General features: G+C 64.0%; 12 protein-coding genes and 1 pseudogene. 7 read left to right on the plus strand and 6 right to left on the minus strand.

Translation table 11 applies throughout. The features are described 5' to 3' along the window. Positions 1–69 precede the first annotated feature (69 nt). A complete protein-coding gene (locus ACVILH_RS31240; protein ID WP_456716330.1) occupies positions 70–528 on the minus strand; it encodes a hypothetical protein in 459 nt (152 codons plus the stop codon). Between ACVILH_RS31240 and ACVILH_RS31245 the strand changes: the two genes are divergently transcribed. Further along, complete coding sequence (locus ACVILH_RS31245; protein WP_456716331.1) at positions 521–4,096, plus strand: DEAD/DEAH box helicase; 3,576 nt, start codon at positions 521–523, stop codon at positions 4,094–4,096. The genes ACVILH_RS31240 and ACVILH_RS31245 overlap by 8 nt on opposite strands. Positions 4,097–4,382: 286 nt before the next feature. Here ACVILH_RS31245 and ACVILH_RS31250 read toward each other — a convergent pair whose 3' ends face one another. Continuing rightward, entirely contained in the window at positions 4,383–4,817 is a 435-nt protein-coding gene (locus tag ACVILH_RS31250; protein WP_456716332.1) for a hypothetical protein, read from the minus strand. Positions 4,818–5,149: 332 nt separating this feature from the next. On the opposite strand from ACVILH_RS31250, the pseudogene ACVILH_RS31255 reads away from it, so the two are divergent. Together ACVILH_RS31255 and ACVILH_RS31260 are read left to right on the plus strand one after the other, a co-directional pair. After that, positions 5,150–5,275: pseudogene (locus tag ACVILH_RS31255) on the plus strand (double zinc ribbon domain-containing protein); the annotation flags it as partial. Between the two features lie 39 nt (positions 5,276–5,314). After that, complete coding sequence (locus ACVILH_RS31260; RefSeq protein ID WP_456717125.1) at positions 5,315–8,497, plus strand: ATP-binding protein; 3,183 nt, start codon at positions 5,315–5,317, stop codon at positions 8,495–8,497. On the opposite strand, the gene ACVILH_RS31265 is transcribed toward ACVILH_RS31260, so the two are convergent. The 4 genes from ACVILH_RS31265 to ACVILH_RS31280 all read right to left on the minus strand — a co-directional run bounded on the left by ACVILH_RS31265 (position 8,484) and on the right by ACVILH_RS31280 (position 16,942). Further along, a complete protein-coding gene (locus tag ACVILH_RS31265) occupies positions 8,484–9,830 on the minus strand; it encodes a cytochrome P450 (protein WP_456716333.1) in 1,347 nt (448 codons plus the stop codon). The genes ACVILH_RS31260 and ACVILH_RS31265 overlap by 14 nt on opposite strands. Before the next feature lie 554 nt (positions 9,831–10,384). Continuing rightward, on the minus strand, positions 10,385–13,219 hold the full coding sequence (locus ACVILH_RS31270; protein WP_456717126.1) for a DEAD/DEAH box helicase: 2,835 nt from the start codon (positions 13,217–13,219) through the stop codon (positions 10,385–10,387). A gap of 572 nt (positions 13,220–13,791) precedes the next feature. Beyond that, the gene (locus ACVILH_RS31275) at positions 13,792–15,495 is read right to left on the minus strand and encodes an amidohydrolase (RefSeq protein WP_456716334.1); all 1,704 of its coding nucleotides are present in this window, start codon (positions 15,493–15,495) and stop codon (positions 13,792–13,794) included. A gap of 526 nt (positions 15,496–16,021) precedes the next feature. Then, positions 16,022–16,942 (minus strand): LysR substrate-binding domain-containing protein, encoded by a 921-nt coding sequence (locus ACVILH_RS31280; protein WP_456716335.1) that lies wholly within the window; start codon positions 16,940–16,942, stop codon positions 16,022–16,024. Between the two features lie 98 nt (positions 16,943–17,040). On the opposite strand from ACVILH_RS31280, the gene ACVILH_RS31285 reads away from it, so the two are divergent. The 4 genes from ACVILH_RS31285 to ACVILH_RS31300 are packed head-to-tail and all read left to right on the plus strand — an operon-like array spanning position 17,041 to position 20,529. Further along, positions 17,041–17,814: an ABC transporter ATP-binding protein gene (locus tag ACVILH_RS31285; RefSeq protein ID WP_456716336.1), complete on the plus strand. Its 774-nt coding sequence runs from the start codon at positions 17,041–17,043 to the stop codon at positions 17,812–17,814. Further along, entirely contained in the window at positions 17,814–18,536 is a 723-nt protein-coding gene (locus ACVILH_RS31290; RefSeq protein WP_456716337.1) for an ABC transporter ATP-binding protein, read from the plus strand. The genes ACVILH_RS31285 and ACVILH_RS31290 overlap by 1 nt, the downstream gene beginning before the upstream one ends. A gap of 2 nt (positions 18,537–18,538) precedes the next feature. Next, the gene (locus tag ACVILH_RS31295; protein ID WP_456716338.1) at positions 18,539–19,453 is read left to right on the plus strand and encodes a branched-chain amino acid ABC transporter permease; all 915 of its coding nucleotides are present in this window, start codon (positions 18,539–18,541) and stop codon (positions 19,451–19,453) included. 2 nt (positions 19,454–19,455) lie between these two features. Continuing rightward, positions 19,456–20,529 (plus strand): branched-chain amino acid ABC transporter permease, encoded by a 1,074-nt coding sequence (locus ACVILH_RS31300; RefSeq protein WP_456716339.1) that lies wholly within the window; start codon positions 19,456–19,458, stop codon positions 20,527–20,529. The last annotated feature ends 25 nt before the right edge of the window (positions 20,530–20,554 follow it).

Raw genomic sequence — 20,554 nt, forward strand, 5'->3', positions numbered from 1 at the left:
ATCGCCTCGCGTCTCGCTCACCCCGCGGCGATGGCAGTGGCAGACCGCCATGCCATCGCCTGCTTGCCGTTAGCGGCAGCGGTGCCTGCGGCCATCCACGCCCTGCACCATGGCGCCGCGCGGGCATGCGACCCAGTTGCCGGCGACGTTGCCGGCCGTGTAGGTGCCGACATTCGACTCATCGCCATTGCCCCACCCCGCGCCGCCGCCCATCATCGCGTAGGAATTGTCCCAGCCCGAGTTGCCCCAGCCGCTGTCCCACGCACCCACCGGGCGGAAGGGAGCCGTGGCGATCGCGCCGGCAGCACCTATTGCACCACCGACCACGTCGCCCGCAGCCTCGGCCGGCGCGAAGCCGTTGTCGCTACGGCGCGCGTGGGCGCGGCTTTCGCGCCAGTGGCGCGACCGGCTCACATCGCGGCGGCTATCGAGCGTGGGGCCCGTGCCGGTATAGGGATTGCCAGGTCCGAGGTTCTGGCAGTTCGCGTTCGGAAATTCCGCCTCGCAACGGCCGGGGTCGTTGATCACCGGTTGCGCCAATGCGGGAGCCGCGCTCATCGCCGTCAGCGCGACCGCTCCGAGAATATGTTTCATCGTGATCATTTCAATCTCCTCATGTCCTTCGATGTTGTTGCCATGTCGGTGTGCCCCGTGTGAGCGTGTGCGGCTAAGCGGAGCCGCATCGCAACGTTCCAATGAACATACGAACGGCCTCAGGCTGACGGCGGAGATCTTTGCCGCGCCTCGCCCGCAGCGTCGATCGTCGCCGACGACGCGGAACTCCGATGGGATGCGCGGTGTTTGCGTGGGGATGGTCAAGCCCCCCGCTCCACGCACATCACGAACACCCGCCCGCACGGCGCAACCGCGACACCGACGGCTGCCGTCATCAGCGGCCTCGCTCGGCCTCATCGCAGCTCATCTGCTGCACGCTCATCAACGGCCGACATCGCCAGGCCTGCTCTTCATTGCGAGCCATGAGCCCCGCGCCGAACGCCTCGCCGCAGCCCTCCATGCGATGGATCCGGACTGCGGCGTGCTCGTGCTGCCGCGCTTCGACACCTTGCCTTTCGACGATGTCGAGCCATCACGCGAACTCGCCGGACGCCGCGCCCATGTGCTGCGGCGTCTCGCTGACCACGCGCGCAAGCCGCTGCTGATGACGACCGTCGAGGCCATGCTGCCGCGCGTTCCGCAGCCGCGGTGCTGGACCGATGCGTGCCTGCGCATCGACACCGGGCAATCGATCGACCTGGAAGGATTTCGCAGCACGCTCGTCAGCTTGGGCTATGCCCCCGATGAGCCCCCCGACGATCCCGGCGGCGTGCTGTTTCACGGCCAGACCACCGAGCTGTTTCCGGCCGGCGCCCTCGGACCAGTCAGGATCGGTCATGCCGACGGCGTGATCAGCCGTATCCATTTTTTCGATCCCGTGCATCAGAACGAGATCGCGGCAGTCGACACGTTGCTGATCGATCCGATGTCGGAACGCCGCATTGGCGGCGAGGCGGAGGCGGCCGTTATCTTCGATTATCTGAGCGGCGCCGAGATCATCGTCGACAGCGACATTCCGGAGCGCTCGGAGATGCGGCTTGCGGCGCTCGATGACAGCGGCGTCGACAAGGGCCGTCGGGCGCGCGCCTTCATCGCCCGCAGCGCCTGGGAGCAGGCCTTGCGCCGCGGACTAATTCTGCCAAAGACCGATGACGGGGAGCCGGTCCCGCGCTTCGCAGAGCAGAGATCGGCGCGGACCGCATTTCGACGATTTATCGAAGGCTGCCGGCGGCGTGGCGCCCGCATCATCTTCACCGCAGCTGCGGAGAGCGATCTCCACCGCATGGAGCGCCTGGCCGGGGTGAAGTCCGAGCGGCGCGCCGATTGGGCCGCGGCCACACGCATGCGAGGGGACGTGATCACCTCGCTGCTCGTCGATCTCGACCGCGGCTTTGAGACGGGCGCGAGCCGCCCCCTGATCGTCATCACCGCGGCCGAGGTGCTCGGCAGCAGGGCCCGGCATCTCCAGCCGATGGCGCGGCAGCAGGCCACAGTCGCGGGTGCCGACAGCACGCCCGAGCCGGGCAGCGCCGTGATCCATCTGCAGCGCGGGCTGGCGCGGCTCGAGGGCCTGGAGACCGTCTCGGCGCCGGATGTCAGCATGCGCGAGATGGTGCGTCTCGTGTTCGCCGGCGACGAGGCGATCCTGGTGCCGATCGCTGAGCTTGCGATGATATGGCCCTACGCGCGCGATCCGAGCGGGATCAAACTCGATCAGGCTGACGGCAGCTCCTGGGCGTCGCGTTGTCTGCAAGCCGAAGCAGAGATCGACCGTACCGCCGAGATGCTCTCCGAGCAGATCCGCGCGCGGCTTCGCACCGAGGCGCCGCGCATCGTCGCTCCCGCTGTGGAGTATGAGCGCTTTGTCGCGCGTTTTCCCTACGTCACCACGCCGGATCAGGCCGCCGCGATCGAAGACGTGCTGAAGGACCTCGGTGCGGGACATCCCATGGACCGGATCGTGTGCGGCGATGTCGGTTTCGGCAAGACCGAGGTTGCGTTGCGGGCTGCGGCCGCGACCGTTCTCGCCGGACGCCAGGTTGCGCTGGTTGTCCCGACGACGGTGCTCGCCGCGCAGCACGTCCAGACCTTCACTCAGCGCTTCGCGCCGTTCGGCATCCGCATCGGTCATCTCTCGCGATTGTCGTCTGCGGCCGACGCGCGCAGCACCAAGCGGCAGCTCGAGGACGGCGCGTTGAAGCTCGTCATCGGCACCACGGCGCTCGCCGGCGATGACGTGCGGTTCGCCGATCTCGGTCTCGTCATCATCGATGAGGAGCAGCATTTCGGGGCCGCCGACAAGGCCAGGCTGGCGACGCTGCGTAAGGGCGTCCATACGCTGACGATGAGCGCCACGCCGATCCCCCGCACCATGGCGGGCGCCATTGCGGGCCTGCGCGAGCTCAGCGTCATCGCGACGCCGCCGACGCAACGCCGCCCCGTGATCACCAGGATCGCGCCACCAAACGAGTCCACGCTGGCGATCGCGCTGCGCCGAGAGCATGGCCGAGGCGGGCAGAGCTTCGTGATCTGTCCGCGCATCAAGGATCTCGGTCCGATGCAGGAACGTCTCCGCCAGATCGTTCCTGAGCTCGACGTCGCGATGATTCATGGGCGCATGAAGGCGGGGGACATCGATGCGCAGATGATGCGCTTCGTGGCGGGCGAGGCTGACGTCCTGCTGGCGACCAACATCGTCGAGAACGGCCTCGACATTCCCCGTGCCAACACCATCCTGATCTCGGGCGCAGAACGCTTCGGTCTGTCGCAGCTGCATCAATTGCGCGGGCGTGTGGGGCGCGGCGGCATCCGCGCCTTCGCCTATCTGCTCGCCGATGCCGCTGGCGAGGAGGCCGAGCAGAGGATCTCGGCGCTGCAGGAGCTGAGCTTCGCCGGCGCGGGATTCGAGATCAGCGCACGCGATCTCGACCTGCGCGGCGCGGGCGATCTGCTCTCCGAGCAGCAGGCCGGCCATGTCCAGATCTTCGGCCCTGCGCTCTATCACGAGCTGCTGTCGAGGGCCTTGAACGGACGACCGCACCGCGCCGCCGAGATCTGGCTTCCGGAGCTGCGGATCGATCTTCCGGCGTTCCTGCCGACCGACTACGTGCAGGACCAGCCGACCAGGCTCGACGTCTACGCCCGTCTGGCCCACGCCGAAAGCGCGGCCGAGATCGACGACATCGAGGACGACATCCGGCTTCGCTTCGGTCCGTTGCCGCCGGAAGCATCCAACCTGATCGCGACCGCGCGGATCGGCCTCGAGTGCCGCACGCTCGGCATCGCGCGGCTCGATGTCGGAGCGAGCGGCATCGCCGCGCGGCTGCGGCCTGCCTCGATTTTGCAAGGCGCCAAGGGCACGCGATCCCGGCTGCTCTACAAGCAGAGCATCCGCCGCAGCCGCACGCTGCACACCGCCATCCGATTTCTCGCCGCGCTCAAGCGCACCGGAGCATCACAACAAAAAACAGCACGTGGACAAGCCCGCAAGATCCGTCCCGCTGCGCAACCGCTGCGTATCGAAGATGATCGCATGTCGTGAGACCGGGTTGTTGTCACCGATCCACTCTTCCGTTGGCGAGCGGTTGGGGCGTGCCGTCCATCGATAGGAAGAGCGCGGAGCTAGCTTGGCGCAGCAACGATCAAACTCAGACCTCGACCACATAACCCGCACAGGCTTGAGCGACGTCCTGCAAGGACGCCGCTCCTGTGAGCCCTAAACCGATCGCACCAAGCCTTATAGCCTCGACGCGACAGCAATGATAAACATCGGAAGAGAGCAACCTATCAAATGAAAATGCGACCTCTCGAATGACGAGAAAACCCACTCACGTCGTGCGCTTCGAGCGCCGCTCGGCGAGCGACGACGTTGCCGGGGCCGGAAACCCGAAGATCTCGACCTTATACGATCCCCGATCAGCGTCGTAGGTCGAGACGACCGCCTTCTCGCCGGCCTTCCAACTAATCGAGAGCGGCACGGGAGATTCCTTACCCTCTTCGTCGACATGAGTCAGCGCGGCGATCACATGCCGCTTGATCTCGTCCTGCACGGCCTTCGGATAAATCTTCAGGTCGTTCTCCCAGACCTCCTTCTCGCTCGCGCTCAATCGATAGAACAGAGCTGTGAGCGCGCCGAATGGATAGTCTCCACCAGCCGTCTTGATCTTCTTGAAGTCGGCAAGCGACTTGCGAAGGTTTGCCGCAGAAAATTGCGCGTTAATGTCTGACCTGCCAGGATAAAGCCTGACTGTCGTCCTCGTCATCGGTCCCACCTTTGAATTAGGGACGAAATGTCCCAGGCTCGACCCTACAATGGGCTAACATACGGTCAATCGACGCTTCTGGACTTGCGCGTTTCCCCCCAACAATTTGCACAATGCCTGCACGCGTCCGGCGCGTCTGGTCCGTGTGGGCATGCTCGAAAGCCCGGCGCGCAAGCCACCGCTTGGTACAACAAGGCACTCCCGCAATCTCAAATTGTCGCAAATTTGCTCGTGGCACAAAGACATTGGCTGACGGACACCGAATATCCGCCTTGATGCCGGAGCCAAGGCAGATATAAGTTCGCAGAAAGCACGATCTTTCAGGACTCTCAATGAACTGCCCCGCGTGCGGCTCCTACGCCCCACCCGATAGCTCCCAATGCGAGAGTTGCGGCGCATCGGTGCGACGGGCTTGCGATCAATGCGGGGCTGAAGCTCCGTTATCGGATAAGTTTTGCGGCAAATGCGGGAGCCTGTTGGCGGCAGAGCCTCCGAGAATGGTACTTGCGCAGGACTGGGACCATATGACGGCCCCGATTCACCTTCCTGCGGATCTGGCCAGACGCATTCTGGACACCCGCACGCTGATCGAGGGAGAAAAGAAGCAGATCACCGTGCTGTTCGCCGACATCAAGGGCTCGACAGCCCTGATTGACGGCTTTGATCCGGAGGACGCCGACCAATTCCTCCGCCGTCCGATCGAGGCAATGGTGAGGGCCGTCCACCGCTATGGCGGGACGATCAATCGCATCCAGGGGGATGGGATCATGGCGCTCTTCGGCGCCCCCCTGGCGCACGAGGACAGCCCTGTCCGCGCGGCCTATGCCGCCCTGGACATGCAGAAGGACGTCCGCGAGATCTGCGGCTCCCAGATCCTGCTCCGGGTCGGGCTGCACACCGGCGACGTCCTGGTTCGGGCGATCCACAACGATCTCTCGGTCAACTATGACGCGATCGGCCCGACGGTGCACTTGGCCTCACGCATGGAGCAGATGGCCTCACCTGGCACGATCTATTGCACAGACGATGTCGTGCGCCTGGCTTCAGGGTTCATCGATGCGCGCCCACTCGGACTCCTGCCCGTGAAGGGACTTCATCAACCCGTCCGGGTCCATCAGATTACCCGACGCACGGGGGCTCGGACACGATGGGACGTCTCCGCGGCGCGGCGGCTTTCGCCCTTCGTCGGACGAACGCTCGAAATGGCCGAGTTGCGGCGGGCATTCGACAAGGCCAATGCTGGTGAAGGTCAGGCGATCGCGGTCCGCGGCCAGCCCGGCACGGGAAAATCACGACTGGTGCATGAGTTCATGGCCGGTGCCGAACTTTCGGATTGGACTGTCCTGAAGATCGCTACCGTCGAATTCCAGCGCGGGACGCCATACCTCGCCATCACCAATATGCTGCGCGGATGGTGCGACATCGCAGACGATGCCTCGCCCACGGAGGCCGAGCAGCATCTGCGCCTCCGCCTCGCCTCCCTGCCCAACGCTGCGTCCGCCGCGCTTCCGGCGCTCCGCGCGCTCATGAATCTGCCTGACCCTGACGGGGACTGGTCCGCGCTCGATCCGGCGGTCCGCCGGACCAGAATGATCGAAAGCGTCAATCAGCTGCTGCTTTGCCTTGCAGAGACCAACGGACTCCTTCTGTGGGCCGACGATTTGCAGTGGGCAGACGCCGAAAGCAGGAACGTTCTCGACGGCCTGATCGATCGCATCGGCACGAGCCGCATCCTGTTGATCATGACCTTTCGCCCGGAGCATGAGCACAAGTGGAGCGGCAGTCCCAAGCTTCCCGAGATCACGCTGGATCGACTTGCCCCAGTTGCCGCGGAGAAGCTGTTCGAAGCCCTCGTCGGCGACGGAAAAGCCGCCTTACGAACGCTCGTCGTCGAGCGGACTGACGGCATTCCGCTGTTCCTGGAGGAGACGATCCGCGCCTTGCTCGACAATGGCAGCCTGCAGCTCGGTCCGAGCGGGTATGAGCTCACACGCGACGTTCGGGAAATCAAGATTCCTCGCTCTGTCCAGTCGGTGATCGCGACACGCATCGACAATCTGCCCCCAGAACGAAAGGCGCTCCTGCAAGTCGCTGCGGTGATAGGTTCGGAGATCATTATTCCGCTCTTGACCAGCGTGATGGGAGCGGACGAGCACGACCTCGATGAGACGCTGTTGGATTTGAAGATCGGCCAGTTTCTCAGTGAAACGTCGAACATCAGATCGCTGATCTTCAAGCACGCTCTCATTCATGACGTTGCCTATCACGGCATGGTTGCCGCGAGGCGCCGAACCTTGCATGCCGAAGTGCTCCGTGCGCTCAAAGCGCTGGATCGGGACGAGGTGCACATGGCGACCCTTGCCCATCACGCGCTGCACGCTTTGCAGTGGGAAGACGCGCTGGGCTATCTTTGCCGCGCCGGCGACAAGGCGATGGACCTGTCCGCTTACCGTGACGCTCGGGCCTTCTTCGACTCTGCGCTTCAGGCGCTGACCCATCTCCCGCAGGACCGCGACCATATCTGCAAGGGCATCGATATCCGGCTCAAATTGCGCCAAGTGTTCGGCGCGACCGGCGATTACGAGACGCTCGACCAATACCTCACCGAAGCGGAATTGTCCGCCATCGCCATCAACGATCGCGGCCGGTTGGCATCCATCAACGTCGCGCGATCCTTCGTTCACAACTTCCGTGGCGAACTTGACGCGACAATTCAATGTGGCCTGCGCGCCTGCAGCATCGCTCGCGAAATCGGCGATCCCGCCATTGGACTGAGCGCCAGCTTTTTCCTCGGGCAAGCCTATATGTGGCGCGGACAATTCCGGGAGGCGGTGGCACTGCTCGCGGATAACCTGAGCTGGATCGAAGGCCCGCTGAGGCATCAGCGCAGCGGCACGACCGGGACCGGGTCCGTGCTCTGGCTCGGAATGCTTGGCGCTTCGCAAGCGCGGCTGGGAAACTTTCCGGCCGGGATTGCAGCTACCGAGAAAGCGTGTCTGATCGCCGATGAGGTCCAGCGGCCGGCCGATCTGGTCCTGGCGTACTGGTGGGCCGGCTTCGTCCGGTCGCACCAGGGCGCCATTCTCCCGGCGCTTGAGCACCTCGAACGAAGTCTTGAGATCTGCAAGGCCAGTCAGATCGACTATCTCGTTCCCGTGGTCTTGACCTCATTGGGCTACGCTTATGCACTTGCCGGACGAGGGTCGGAAGGAATCGCCCTGCTCGCAAAGGCCGAGATGTACACGCGCAGCGCCAAGTTCGCGTATGGCGAGGCATGGTCGAGCGTCTATCTCGGCTTTGCCAGATTGATGCATGGAACGAACGCGGATATCCGCGAGGAGGCCGAGAACGTCCTCGAGCTGACGCGCAAGCACAAGTATCGGGCGATCGAGGCGGATGCGCTCCGCCTTCTCGCGCAAGTCCACCAGAATTCCAGCTCGCCATCTGACCTGGAGCAAGCCAGCAGCTACTACACCCAGGCGAGCGAGATCTGCAACGAGCTGGGATTGGAGCCGGAGCAGGCGCGCTGTGAAATCGGGCTGGGTCAGCTGCGATTGCTATCCGACGACCCCTCGGAGGCTGAGGCCCTGTTCGACTCGGCGGAGCGGCGTTGCCGCGCGATCGGCATGCGGCTGCCCGATTGCTCCCTTGAGCGATTTGCCAGCCTCAACTTAGCTTGAAGCGGATCGGCAAGCTCTTCGGCCCACCGATGAACAGCGATGCGGACCGTTGCGGTCGTCCCGTGATCTCGACGCTGGTAAGCCGCGCCAGCAGCTCCTCGAAGAAGATTCGCATCTCGATGCGCGCGAGATGCTGTCCCAGACAGGCGTGAATTCCCTGCCCGAAAACGATGCTGCGAGAGCCGTCGCGATTGATCCGAAAGCTGTCCGGCTCGTCGAAGACGCTCTCGTCGCGATTGGCGGACAGGTAGGACAACATCAGCCAGTCACCCTTCTTGACCAGGTTTCCCTGCAGAGTCACGTCGTCGGCAGCGGTCCGCATGACGTGCTGAACGGGAGAGGTCCATCGGATTGCTTCCTCGACCAGGCGAGGCACTTGTCTCAGGTCGTCCCTCACCTTCTGCAGCTCGCCGATATTGCCACACAATCCCCATAGTCCGCCGGAGATCGATGACGATGTCGTGTCGTGCCCCGCGGTGGCGAGGATAATGTAGTAGCTTACGGCCTCAAAATAGTCGATCGGCTTGCCGTCCACACTGGCGTTTGCGATGACACTGATGAGATCATTCGCTGGAGCACGACGGCGCTTCTCCAGCAGCGGCACGAAGTAGTCGCGAAATTCACCCAGGAGGCGATGAAGCTCATGGGCATGTCGGGCCGGATCTCCTGCGGCTGAGCCGACATATCCGAGATCAGCATCCTCGCTCGCGAACAGCTGCTGCGTAAGCTTCAGCATGCTCGCCTCATCTTCCGCCGGAACCCCGAGAATACGCATCAAGACACGAAGCGGGTAGTGCACGGCGACGTCGCGAACGAAGTCGCAGCTTGATCCGTGAGCCGCCATGCGATCGATGGCGGCAACTGCCATGATGCGGATCTGGTGTTCAAGCGCCTTCATGTTCGCCGGACCAAACCACAGCTGCGTCAGCTGCCGGTACTTCGCATGGTCAGGCTCATCCATGTGCACGAGCGTGCGGATCGGATTGGGGTTGCCGTTGGACTGCCGCCTTGCGGCTTCGTCGGACGCGCGCGGCACCAAGGTGTGTGACCGGTCTCCATTGCGGAAATGGTCATGCCTCTGACTGATGTGAAGCACATCCGCATGACGCGTGACGATCCAGAACGGATCGAAGCCATCCACCTCGACAAGTCCGATCGGGTTATGCGTCCGTAGCCAGCGCAGCCCCGAAAGTAGCGTCTTTTGCCGCGCGTAAGCCCTAGGGGAAACGATCAAACTCCCCAAACGACGAGGAACGCCCCAGGCACCGAACGCCGGCTTCATTTTGGAAGTGCCGATAGCAGCCGGGCTGATACCAGATGCAGATGCCGCCATTGAAATCCGCCACGCATGAGACGAGACCGACCAGCTTGCCTGATGTCAACGCTGATAACGCGCTTCGAGCTGTCGGTTCTCGATTTCACGGCTGACGGCCTTCTCGTACAATTCAGGCAATCGCCCCATAACCGAGCGCGATACCACCTCGATTGCGGCCCATTATCTACACGGCTTCAAGCAGACAAATAAGACTATAGCCGCCTGTATTTCCATTCGAAGAGCCAGTGGTCAATGCAGAATTGCCATATGTCCACAGAGCACGATAGCTGCGAAGAACAATCAAATAACTGAGACGCAAATAGCTGGCGACATCGCCCTTCGATGAGTTTCTGACAGCGCAAGTTAGAAGCCGCCAATCACGTAAGTGATGGGACACTTCATTGCGGCAATCCGCATGCGCTCCTGCGCTACGTGCGCGCCCGAGTTCGGCGGCCGCGATCCTCGCATGAAGCGAACCGCTCAGCGGAGGCAATCGACGGATCCTGCTCGCCCGCACCGGCGGTCTGGAGCGCGACCGAAATCCCGAGGAAAGTCGCCCGACGCATCGTCTCCTATTCGTCCAAGAGACTGAGAAACCTCTCGATTCTATTCAGAGTATTGTCACCACTGCGCTCAGCGTAGATGAGCCGGTTGCCGTGGCGCTGCAGAGAGCGTGAGCACGAGTTCCGGATCCTCCCGGGAAGCAGCGTCGCGGCGACTGCCTCCGGACCGACATCGAGACGCATGATGCCGCGCTCCCGGCAGCTCACCCTGAGCCTGGCCACCGCGAAAAAGTTGCTGGCTTCAGGCGGCAAGGCCCCGAAGCGGCGCTGCGTCTCGTCCTCGAGCTCTTCCAGCTCATCATCCGTCCGGCAGCGCGCCGCGCGGGCATAGATCTCGAGCCTGACGGCCTCCGACTGCACATAGTCCGACGGAAGCAGCTCGGCGACCGGCAGGTTCAGCTCCGGCACCCAAAGGGCGGACATCCCGTCCCGATCGCCTTCCAGCGCGAGGGTCAGCAGATGGCCGTAGAGGGTCGGGCCAAACACCTGCACGTGACCCGACTGACGATCCGACAGCATGTCGCCGCCACCGCGCAGGTCGAGATCGCGCGCGCTGATGGCAAAGCCAGCGCCCGGGCGATTCAGCTCCTCGAGCACGGAGAGCCGCTGCTCCGACCGGCCGGAGCCGCCCTCGGTCAGGAAATGCGCGAACGCCCGAATGCCGCCACGCCCGACTCGCCCGCGGAGCTGATGCAGTTGGGCCAACCCGAATTTTTCCGGCCAGCATACGACGATGGTGTTCGCGCGAGGGATGTCGAGCCCGCTTTCGACGATGTTGGTCGCGAGCAGGACGTCTGCCTTGCCTTCGACGAACGCCATCAGCCTCTCATCGATCTCATCCGTCGCCAGCCTGCCGTGCAGCGAAATGATCCGGAGTTCGGGCACTAGTTTGTGAATGCGCGCCTGCATGGGTTCCAGCTCCTGGATCCTCGGGCAGATCAGGAAGCTCTGGCCGTTGCGGCGATGCTCGCGCACCAGCGCGGCGGCGATCGCGATGTCCGTCAGCGGCGCCACCTTGGTCACGACGGGAACACGATGCACGGGCGGCGTCGCGATCACGCTGAGATCGCGCAAGCCGGTCAGGCCGGCCGCCAGCGTGCGCGGGATAGGCGTCGCGCTCATCCAGAGCCGGTGGCCGTTCTTGTTGAGGCTCGACAGCACGGCCTTGTCGGCCGCGCCGAAATGCTGCTCCTCGTCGATGATGACCAGGCCAAGATCGGCAAACTTGATCTCCTTCGAGGCCAGCGCGAGCGTCCCCACGACGACCTTGAGCTCACCGCTCTTCAACCCCTCGCGCACCTTGCGCTCCTCGGCCGTCGAGGCGATCCGCGAGAGATTTCCGACCTCGATGCCGAGCGCGGCAAAGCGCTTGCGGAACGTCTCGACATGCTGTCGCGCCAACACCGTCGTCGGCACGACGATCGCGACCTGCCTTCCAGCAAGTACGGTGGCCGCGGCGGCGCGCAACGCGACCTCGGTCTTGCCGAAGCCGACGTCGCCGCAGACGATCCGGTCCATCGGATGCCCCGACGCGAGGTCATCCAGAACCTCCCGGATGGCCTGCGCCTGGTCCGGGGTGGTGAAATAAGGAAAGCGCGCGACGAATTGCTCGTAGCTCGCCGGCCGCGGCACGAGCTTCGGCGCCGGCCGCCGCTGGCGCTGGCTCCTCTGCTTGGCGAGCTCCTTGGCGACGACATGGATCTCGGTCTCGGCGGCGGCCCGCCGCGGCCGCCACGAGCTGCCGTCGGCCTTGTCGAGCGAGGTATCGCCGAGCTCACTCGCGTACGGCCAGATCAGCGCCAGCTCCGCGAGAGGCACGAGGACCGCATCGTTCCCGGCGAACACCAGCCGAACCATCTCACGCGCGGACACGCCGGCCGCGCCCATCGACCGCAAGCCACCGAGCCGGGCCAGTCCACGCTGCAGATGAACGACCACCGATCCCTGCTCGGGCAGATCGACGGTTTCAAAGCCGGGTGACCAGGCCCAGTTCGCCGGCTGCGGCTGATGCGCCCTGCTGCCGAGCACGTCGGACGCGGTGATGACGATCGTCGGCTTTCGCCCGGGAAGGACGAAGCCGGCATCGAAGCCGGCCAGCAACGCGGCTTCCCGCCTCCCCCTTGCGGTGGCCTGCGCCCAATCCGCAGCATGCTCGGCCTTGACGCCGCTCATCGTGGCCATGAGCCGCAGATCCGTCTCGACCGCTGCAGCAAAGATGAGACGCGCATCACCGCGCCGGGCGTCCTCGATGAAGGCGCGCAGCGCCTTGCGCGGCGCGGCCTCCTTGAAGAACTCCGGCGTCGCCCGGTAGGACGCCGTCGGCGGCAGCAGAGCGATCCGCTTCGCCGCCACATCCCATTCGCGACGGCTCACATAAGCGCGATCACGTTCGGCCCGCGGAGCTGCGTCCTCGATCGTGCTCAGCCATGTGTCCGCATGCTTGGGCACCTCGGCATCGGCGATCCACTTGGCTCGCGAGCAATATTCGAACAGGCTCGCCTTGTTTCGAGCCCGCTCCTTGAACGCCACCCGCTCGGACATCGGATCGATCTGGAGCTCCTTGAACTCGGAGATCACCTCCTGATCCAACGGGTTGAAGGCGGCGATCCGCCTGATCCTCCCTCCTGAATGCTCGACCCTGAACGGGCCGCGCGCGCCGGCCGGGAAAATCTCGAACGTATTGCCGTGGAACAGGACGCCGCCGGGATAGTCCGGGCTGTCGTCAAGGTCATATCCGAGCCCGGTGAAGCGCGCCTCGAGCTGCTGTCCGGAGAAGGCATCGCCGACCCGCAGCAGCATGCCGATTCCCGACCAGTCCGCCGGCCGCGGCAGACGCTCCATCATGGCTTCGGTGGTCGTGATCAGCAGGATCGGCTTCTTTGCACGCGCAAGACACCTCAACACGGCGCTTCGCCTGCCGGCAATGTCCCGCGACGGCTCGAGCAGATCGAACGGCAAGGTGTTCAGTCGGGGATAGACGAGCACATCGCACGCCGGCTCGAGCACCTGAATGACGGACGCCAACCGCTCGGCTCTGCGCTCATTCTCGGCGAGAAACACCAGGCCGCTTCGACCTGCCGCTTGCCACTGCTCCAGGAGGTGCAGCGCCAGAAGTCCCAAAGGTGATGCAGACGACACCGCAAGCCTCGGCGTCGCCGTCTTCGGCGCCCCTGCCAGCTTCTTGCGTGGAACCGGTGTCTTTGGTGAGGTGGCGTATTTGGGTGACGTCGTCTTCCGCCGCACTGAGCTGCGGGCATTGCGAAGGACTGAGCGCAAAGATGAGAACTCGTGGTGTGATTGTGGGCGCTGGGAGCCAAGCCCGGCGAATCTGATGATCCTTAGCGGATTCGAATGCTCAAGGGCACCCAGGATCTCGACTTTGCGATCGCAGCGCTCCACTCTCTCCTCTTGCGTTCTCAGCGCTGAAACACGATCTTGCCTCCGACGAGCGTGATATCGGCCTTGATGTCCTTGATCTGCTCGTCCGGGACGGTCATGTAGTCCGCCGAAAGCACCGTGAGATCGGCGAGCCGGCCCGGCTGGATCGTCCCTTTTCGCGTTTCGTCGAACGTGTAGCGCGCAGCCGCCGAGGTGTAGAGGCGCAGCGCCTGCTCGCGACTGATCGCTTCCGCCGCGCCGTAGACGTTGCCGGTCGGATCCTTCCGCGTCACCATGATGTACATGTTGAGGAACGGGTTGATCGGGTTGACGGGAAAGTCGGTTCCGGCACCGAGATTGTCCAGCCCCATCTTTTCGATCAGGGTCTTGGTCGGCACCGCGCGATCGGCTGTCGGCCGCCCCAGGAAGCGCTCGACGGTCGCGGCCTTGTCCCACATGAAGACGTTCTGGAAATCGACCCTGACGCCCAAATTGCGCGCGCGCTCCATCTGCTCGGGCCTGATCAGGCTGGCATGGATCAGAACGAAACGACGATCCCGGATCGACCTTTCCTTGTCGGCCGCCTCGAAGGCGTTGAGCACATGGTCGATGCCGAGATCGCCGACAACGTGCACGCCGACCCGCCAACCGTTGCGATTGCAGATCGAGACGAGTTGCGCCAGCCGCTCGGGCGTCTGCTGCGCGATGCCATGGTAGTTGTCGTGGGAGTCCGGGTAGACATCGCGCATCAGGGCCGTCTTCAGCGTCATGCCGCCGTCGTAGAAGATCTTGATGCCGGCAAACCTGACCCAGTCGTCGCCGAATCCGGACGCCGCGCCATTGCCCGACATCATCGCGTCCCAGGCGCTGAGATCGGCGGGCGGCTCCGGCCTGTACATCAATCCCGTCCGCAGCGTCGCCTGTCCGGACGCGGCGAGCTTCTGCAAGGTGCGGATGTCGCGCGCTTCGGTGGCGCCTTCGACCGCGCTCGTGATCCCGAAACTGTTCAGCGCAGCCTCGGCAAGTGTGAATTGTCTCATCTCATCGTCTTCGGTCCACGGCGGAACGGCCTTCTCGACCCGGTCGATCGCGGTCTCCACGAGGAGGCCGGTCAGTTCGCCGGCCGCGTCGCGCTCGAACGAGCCGCCGTCCGGGTCCGGGGTGGTCTTGTCGATGCCGGCCTTCTGCAACGCCATCGAATTCGCCATCGAGAAATGTCCGACGGTGCGCAAATAGACCGGATTGTTGGGCGCGACGCTGTCGATCTCCTGCCGCGTCAAATAGCGCTTCTCGGCGAGCTGTGACGGCGGGTGCCACGCTCCGCCGATGATCCACTCGCCCGGCTTCCTCTTGGCGGCGAAGGCCTTGATGGCTTCGAGCGCGTCCGCGACCGTCTTCGCCCGGGCCATGACGACGACATAGTCGCCAAGTCCGGCCGCCTTGAAGTGCGCATGCGTATCGATCAATCCTGGGACGACGGTCTTGCCCGCGACATCGAGCACCTGCGTGCGCGCTCCGGCGAGCGCCCGCATGGACGCGCTGCGTCCGACCGCGAGGATCTTGCCGTCCCGGACGGCGATCGCCTCGGTCACGCTTGACTGCTCATCAAGCGTCAGAACCTTTCCATTGACGAGGACGAGATCGGGCGCGTTGACCTCCGCCTGCTGCGCGACGCCAGGCGCCGCGCCTGCGAGCAGAAGTCCTACACCGAGCATCGCGAGCGCCGCCGATCTGCAGACCATTCCAACCCCCTGATGATTTCATTCGATAGACGAACTTTTGGTCTTTCTTCGATGATAGCCGCGTGCATCGAAACGGTCCAACGATCTGAAGCGTCGTTGGGCCACTTGTCCATTTCGGTGCTTCCGTCGGGCGTGAAGGGCGGACAGTCAGGGGACAACGATCGGAGTTGAGCCAGCGCAGGTGACTGTGGCCGGCGAGGTCGACAAGTCAGACAACAACCGCGCTCGAACGCAGGCCGACCAGCGGTCAGCACTGGACCAACTACAATGCGCGTCTCCACTCCAAAGCTCGGATGGAGCACGCAATCCGATCTCGCTGCGATCTCCAATCCGCTCCGGGATACGGCGCGCTATATCAGGGGTCGACGCCAAGGACCGCCGCTCGGGTGATTGTCTCAAACCGTCTAAGCCAACTGGCTCCGGATGAAACACGCTTCAAGGTCACACCAAACACCCGACAGAACCGGCGCCTCCATCGAATATGTCTATCCGAGCCGGGCTGGCGACGTCGAACTGTTCAACGGGGCTAATCAAAATGAGCCGGCTCGGATCCGGGATAGGCCAGGGCAACGAACTCGCAAAAAGCCCGCGCCGCCGGCGACAGCGGCGCGCCGCTCTTCCAGGCAAGGCCGACATCCATGGTGTGGATATCGTCATCGAGCGTCTTCAGGTCGATCCGGTGCCCTTCAAGGGACCACGGCCGGTAGACCATATCGGACAGGATGGTGATGCCCATGCCCGTCGCGACCATGCTCCGTACGGCTTCCGTGGACAGCGTCCGAAAGATCACGTTGGGAACGTGCGGGGTGCGCCGCCAGTACCGCATCGCCGAGCGCTCGGCCTCGTCCACCGTCAGCATCAGGTAAGGCTGGCCGACGAGGTCGGCCAGCCGAACATTGGGCTGGCGAAGCAGTGGATGGTTGGCGCAGGTCCACAGCCGCCGCGGCGAGCGCATCAATAGCCGCGAGCGGATCGCACCACGGTCGTGCAGGTTCGACACCAGCATGACCGCAACGTCAACGCGTCCCTTCACCAGGCTGAATTCGATCGCATCGCGCTCGTACTCGTGGAGACGTACGGTGATGCCCGGAAATGAGCGCCAGAACCGTGATAGCAGGGCCGGCATGAAGTAGCCCGCGACCGTGTAGCTGACAGCGACATCGAGCGTGCCGTCGACGTGCTTTCCCCAGCGATGCGGGCCGCGCAGCGCGTCCGCAACGCTCGCTTCGATGACGCGGGCGCGTTCGAGAAATTGCTGACCGTCGACGGTGAGCGTCACGCCATTCGAGTGCCGCTCGAACAGCTTCTTGCCGAGTTCGGTCTCGAGCGCCTTGATCGACGCTGTCACCGCCGACTGCGTGACATTGAGCGTCGCAGCAGCCGCGGAGAGCTTGCCGGTCTCAGCCGTCGCGATGAAGTGCCGGACCTGACGGAAGGTCAGAGACATCAAAATTTCCGATATCAGCGAACATTTTTTCGAATTTTACAATTGCCGTGCGCGATGCGGAAATCAAGCCATCTGCTCGCGGTGTGAGAGGCGTCACGATGGCTTCGGTTGAGTTGGCCCTGATTGCTCAAGATGTCAGCGTTCAATTCGACGGACTGAAGGCTCTCTCCAACGTCTCGCTGACGGTACCGCGCGGCCGCATCACCGGACTGATCGGACCGAACGGTGCTGGAAAAACTACGCTGATCAACGTCTTGACCGGCTTTCAGCAGGTCGGCACCGGCACCATCGAACTCGAAAAGCAGACAATCAATGGTATTGCGGCTCACAAGCTGCGCCGTATGGGCGTGGCGCGCACATTTCAGTCAGGCCGATTATTTCGTGAGCTGACCGTCGTCGACAATCTCGAAGTGACTGGTGTGGGCCTCGGTCACAGCCGCCGCCATGCGCTCAGCGAGGCCGAGCGCGTGATGGAATGGCTGGGCATCGCGCATCTCGGCGGCACCATCGCCGGGGCCCTGCCCTACACCGATGAACGCCGTGTGGCGATCGGCCGCGCCATCATGTGCACGCCGAGCTATCTGCTGCTGGACGAACCGGCCGCCGGCATGTCGGAGCATGAGAGCCACGAGCTCGCGACGATCATCAGGCGCATCGCCCGGGAAATGAACATCGGCGTGCTGCTGATCGAACACAATATCGGGCTCGTGCTCGAATTGTGCGAGCGCGTCTTCGTCCTCGACTCCGGCGAGATCATCGAGGTCGGACCGCCGCAGCAGATCCGCGACAGCGATGCGGTGCGTCATGCCTATATGGGAACGCAGCGCGACGAGCCCATAACCGCACTCGCCGTCGACGGAGCGGCCGCCTGATGACGCTGCTTGCCGTCGACGACCTCACTGTCCGCTATGGCCGGCTGACGGCCTTGCGTGGCGTCAGCCTCAGTATCTCGCCAGGCGAGATCCTGTTCGTCACCGGGCCGAACGGCGCCGGCAAGTCGACCTTGCTCAACGCGATCGCCGGCGTGGTACCGCCGGTGTCCGGCCGCATCGTGCTCGACGGCCAGGAGATCACGGCCGCACCGCCGGAGCAGATCGCGCGCCGTGGCTTCTCGATGGTTCCGGAGGGGCGCAACGTATTCGGCGCGCTGACCATCGAGGAAAATCTGAAGGTCGGCGCCGGCATGCGCGCCGACAAGCACCGCGTCGCAGAAGATCTCGACACGGTCTACCGCGAGTTCCCCGTGCTTGCCGAGCGCCGCAACACGGTCGCCGGCATGCTGTCCGGAGGACAGCAGCAGATGCTGGTGATCGGACGCGCGCTGATGACCTCGCCGCGTCTGATCGCGATCGACGAGCCGTCGCTCGGACTGGCGCCGAAGATCATCGACCAGGTCTACGAGATCCTGATGCGGCTGCGCGAGCAGCGCGAGCTGACCCTGCTGATCGTCGAGCAAAGCTCGACCCGCGCCCTGATGACCGGAGGCCGGATGATCCTGATGCGCGGCGGCCGCATCGTGCTGGAGGGGCCGGCCAGCGAGATGGTCAAGGACGAGCGCCTGAAGCAGGCCTATTTCGGGTTCGGAGACCACTAGCCATGACCGGACTGCTGCAGATCGTCTTCGATGCGCTCAGCCTCGGCAGCCTCTATGCGCTCGGCGCGCTGGGCATCGCGCTGATCTTCGGCGTGATGCGGCTCGTCAACTTCGCCCATGGCGACTTCATCGCCTTCTCCGTCTTCGCCATGCTGTGGCCCTCGACCAACGCAGCCGCCATCGTCTTCGCCGGCAATCTGCCGGCCTGGGTCTTGATACCACTGCTGCTAGTGGTCGGCGCAGGGCTGTCGGTGCTGTCCGAGATCATCGTGTTCCGGCGTTTCCGCAATGCGAATCCAGCGACGATGATGATCGCCTCCTTCGCGCTCGGCTTCGCGCTGCGCAACTTCCTGCTGATGCTGTATTCGAGCCGGCCGAAATCGATCACCTTGTGGCCGACGCTCGGCCTGCCCGTGGAGATTCTCGGCGCCCGCATCCCGATGCTACAGGTGGTCACCATCGTCATCACGCTGGTCGTGCTGGCCGCGCTGACGTTGTTCCTCAAGCGCACCCGCTATGGACTGGAGATGCGCGCCGCAGCCGAGAACTTCACCATGGCGCGGATGCTCGGGGTGCGCGCCAACGGCGTCATCCTGTTCGCCTTCGCCATCTCCGGCATGCTGGCGGCGGCGATCGGGCTGATCCTCGCGACCAATTCCGGCACCGCCGACATCAACATGGGCGCCAACGTGATGCTGATCGCGTTCATCGCCACCGTGATCGGTGGTCTCGGCAGCGTGCCCGGCGCCGTGGCAGCCGGCTTCCTGATCGGCGCAGCCAGCGTCGTGTTCCAGGCGACGCTGCCGAATGAGGCGCGCGTGTTCCGCGACTCCTTCGTCTATGGCGCCGTCATCATCGTCCTGCTGGTGCGCCCGCAGGGCCTGTTCGCGCCCAAATCCGCCAAGCAGAGGGTCTGACCATGTCGCAACGGCCTTCGGTGCTCTGGCGAACCATCGCGACGCCTCTCATCCTCACCGTGCTGCTGCTCGTCATCGCGGCGCTCACCTATCAGTTCGGCACCCGCGGGTTCAACCGCACCGTGGTCGAGATGTTCATCAACATCATGGTGGTCGTCGGCCTCTACGTGTTCATCGGCAATTCCGGCCTGCTGTCGTTCGGTCATATCAGCTTCATGTGTCTCGGCGCCTACATGACGGCCTGGCTGACCATCCCGCCGATGATGAAGTCGATCACGTTGAAGGGCCTGCCGGCCTGGCTGCTGCAGACCAAGCTCTCGATGTGGATCGCGACACCGCTGTCGGGACTGTTCGTCGCATTGATCGCGCTGATCGTCGGCCGCATCATCATGCGGCTGTCCGGCATCGCCGCATCGATCGCGACCTTCGGACTGCTCGGCGTGGTCAACAACGTCTATTCGAACTGGGACTCGGTCACCGGCGGCCAGGGCTCGATCGTGGGCATCCCTCCAACCATGACCGTCTGGAACGGCTGGCTCGGCGCCGCGGTCGCGATCGCAATCGCTTATCTCTATGCGATCTCCCGCTCCGGCCTTGCGTTGCGCGCGACCCGCGACGAGGCGGTGGCCGCCAATGCGTCGGGCATCGACATCGTGCGCGAGCGGCTGGTCGCCTTCGTGGTCTCCGCCTTCATCATCGGGCTCGCGGGCGCGCTCTATGCGCACTTCCTCAGCATCGTCAATCCCGGTGCCTTCTATCTGCGGACGACCTTCGTCACGCTGTCGATGCTCGTCGTCGGCGGCATGTACAGCCTCAGCGGCGCCGTGGTCGGCGTGGTCGCGACATCGGTGCTGATCGAGCTGTTCCGCAATCTCGAGAAGGGCGTCAGCCTCAACGGCATGACGCTCGGCCTGCCGAACGGCTTCCAGGAGGTCGCGATCGGCGTCATCACCATCGTCATCCTGATCTATTTGCCGAGCGGCCTGACGCGCAATCGCGAATTGTCCTGGCCGCTCTGGCGACGCCGCCAGGCTGTCCCGCGTCCGGCTCAGCCTGCTCTGGAAGAGTCCAACTGAACACTTAAACCCGTGAACAGAGGAG

It is taken from the genome of Bradyrhizobium sp. USDA 4353 (genome assembly GCF_054063215.1).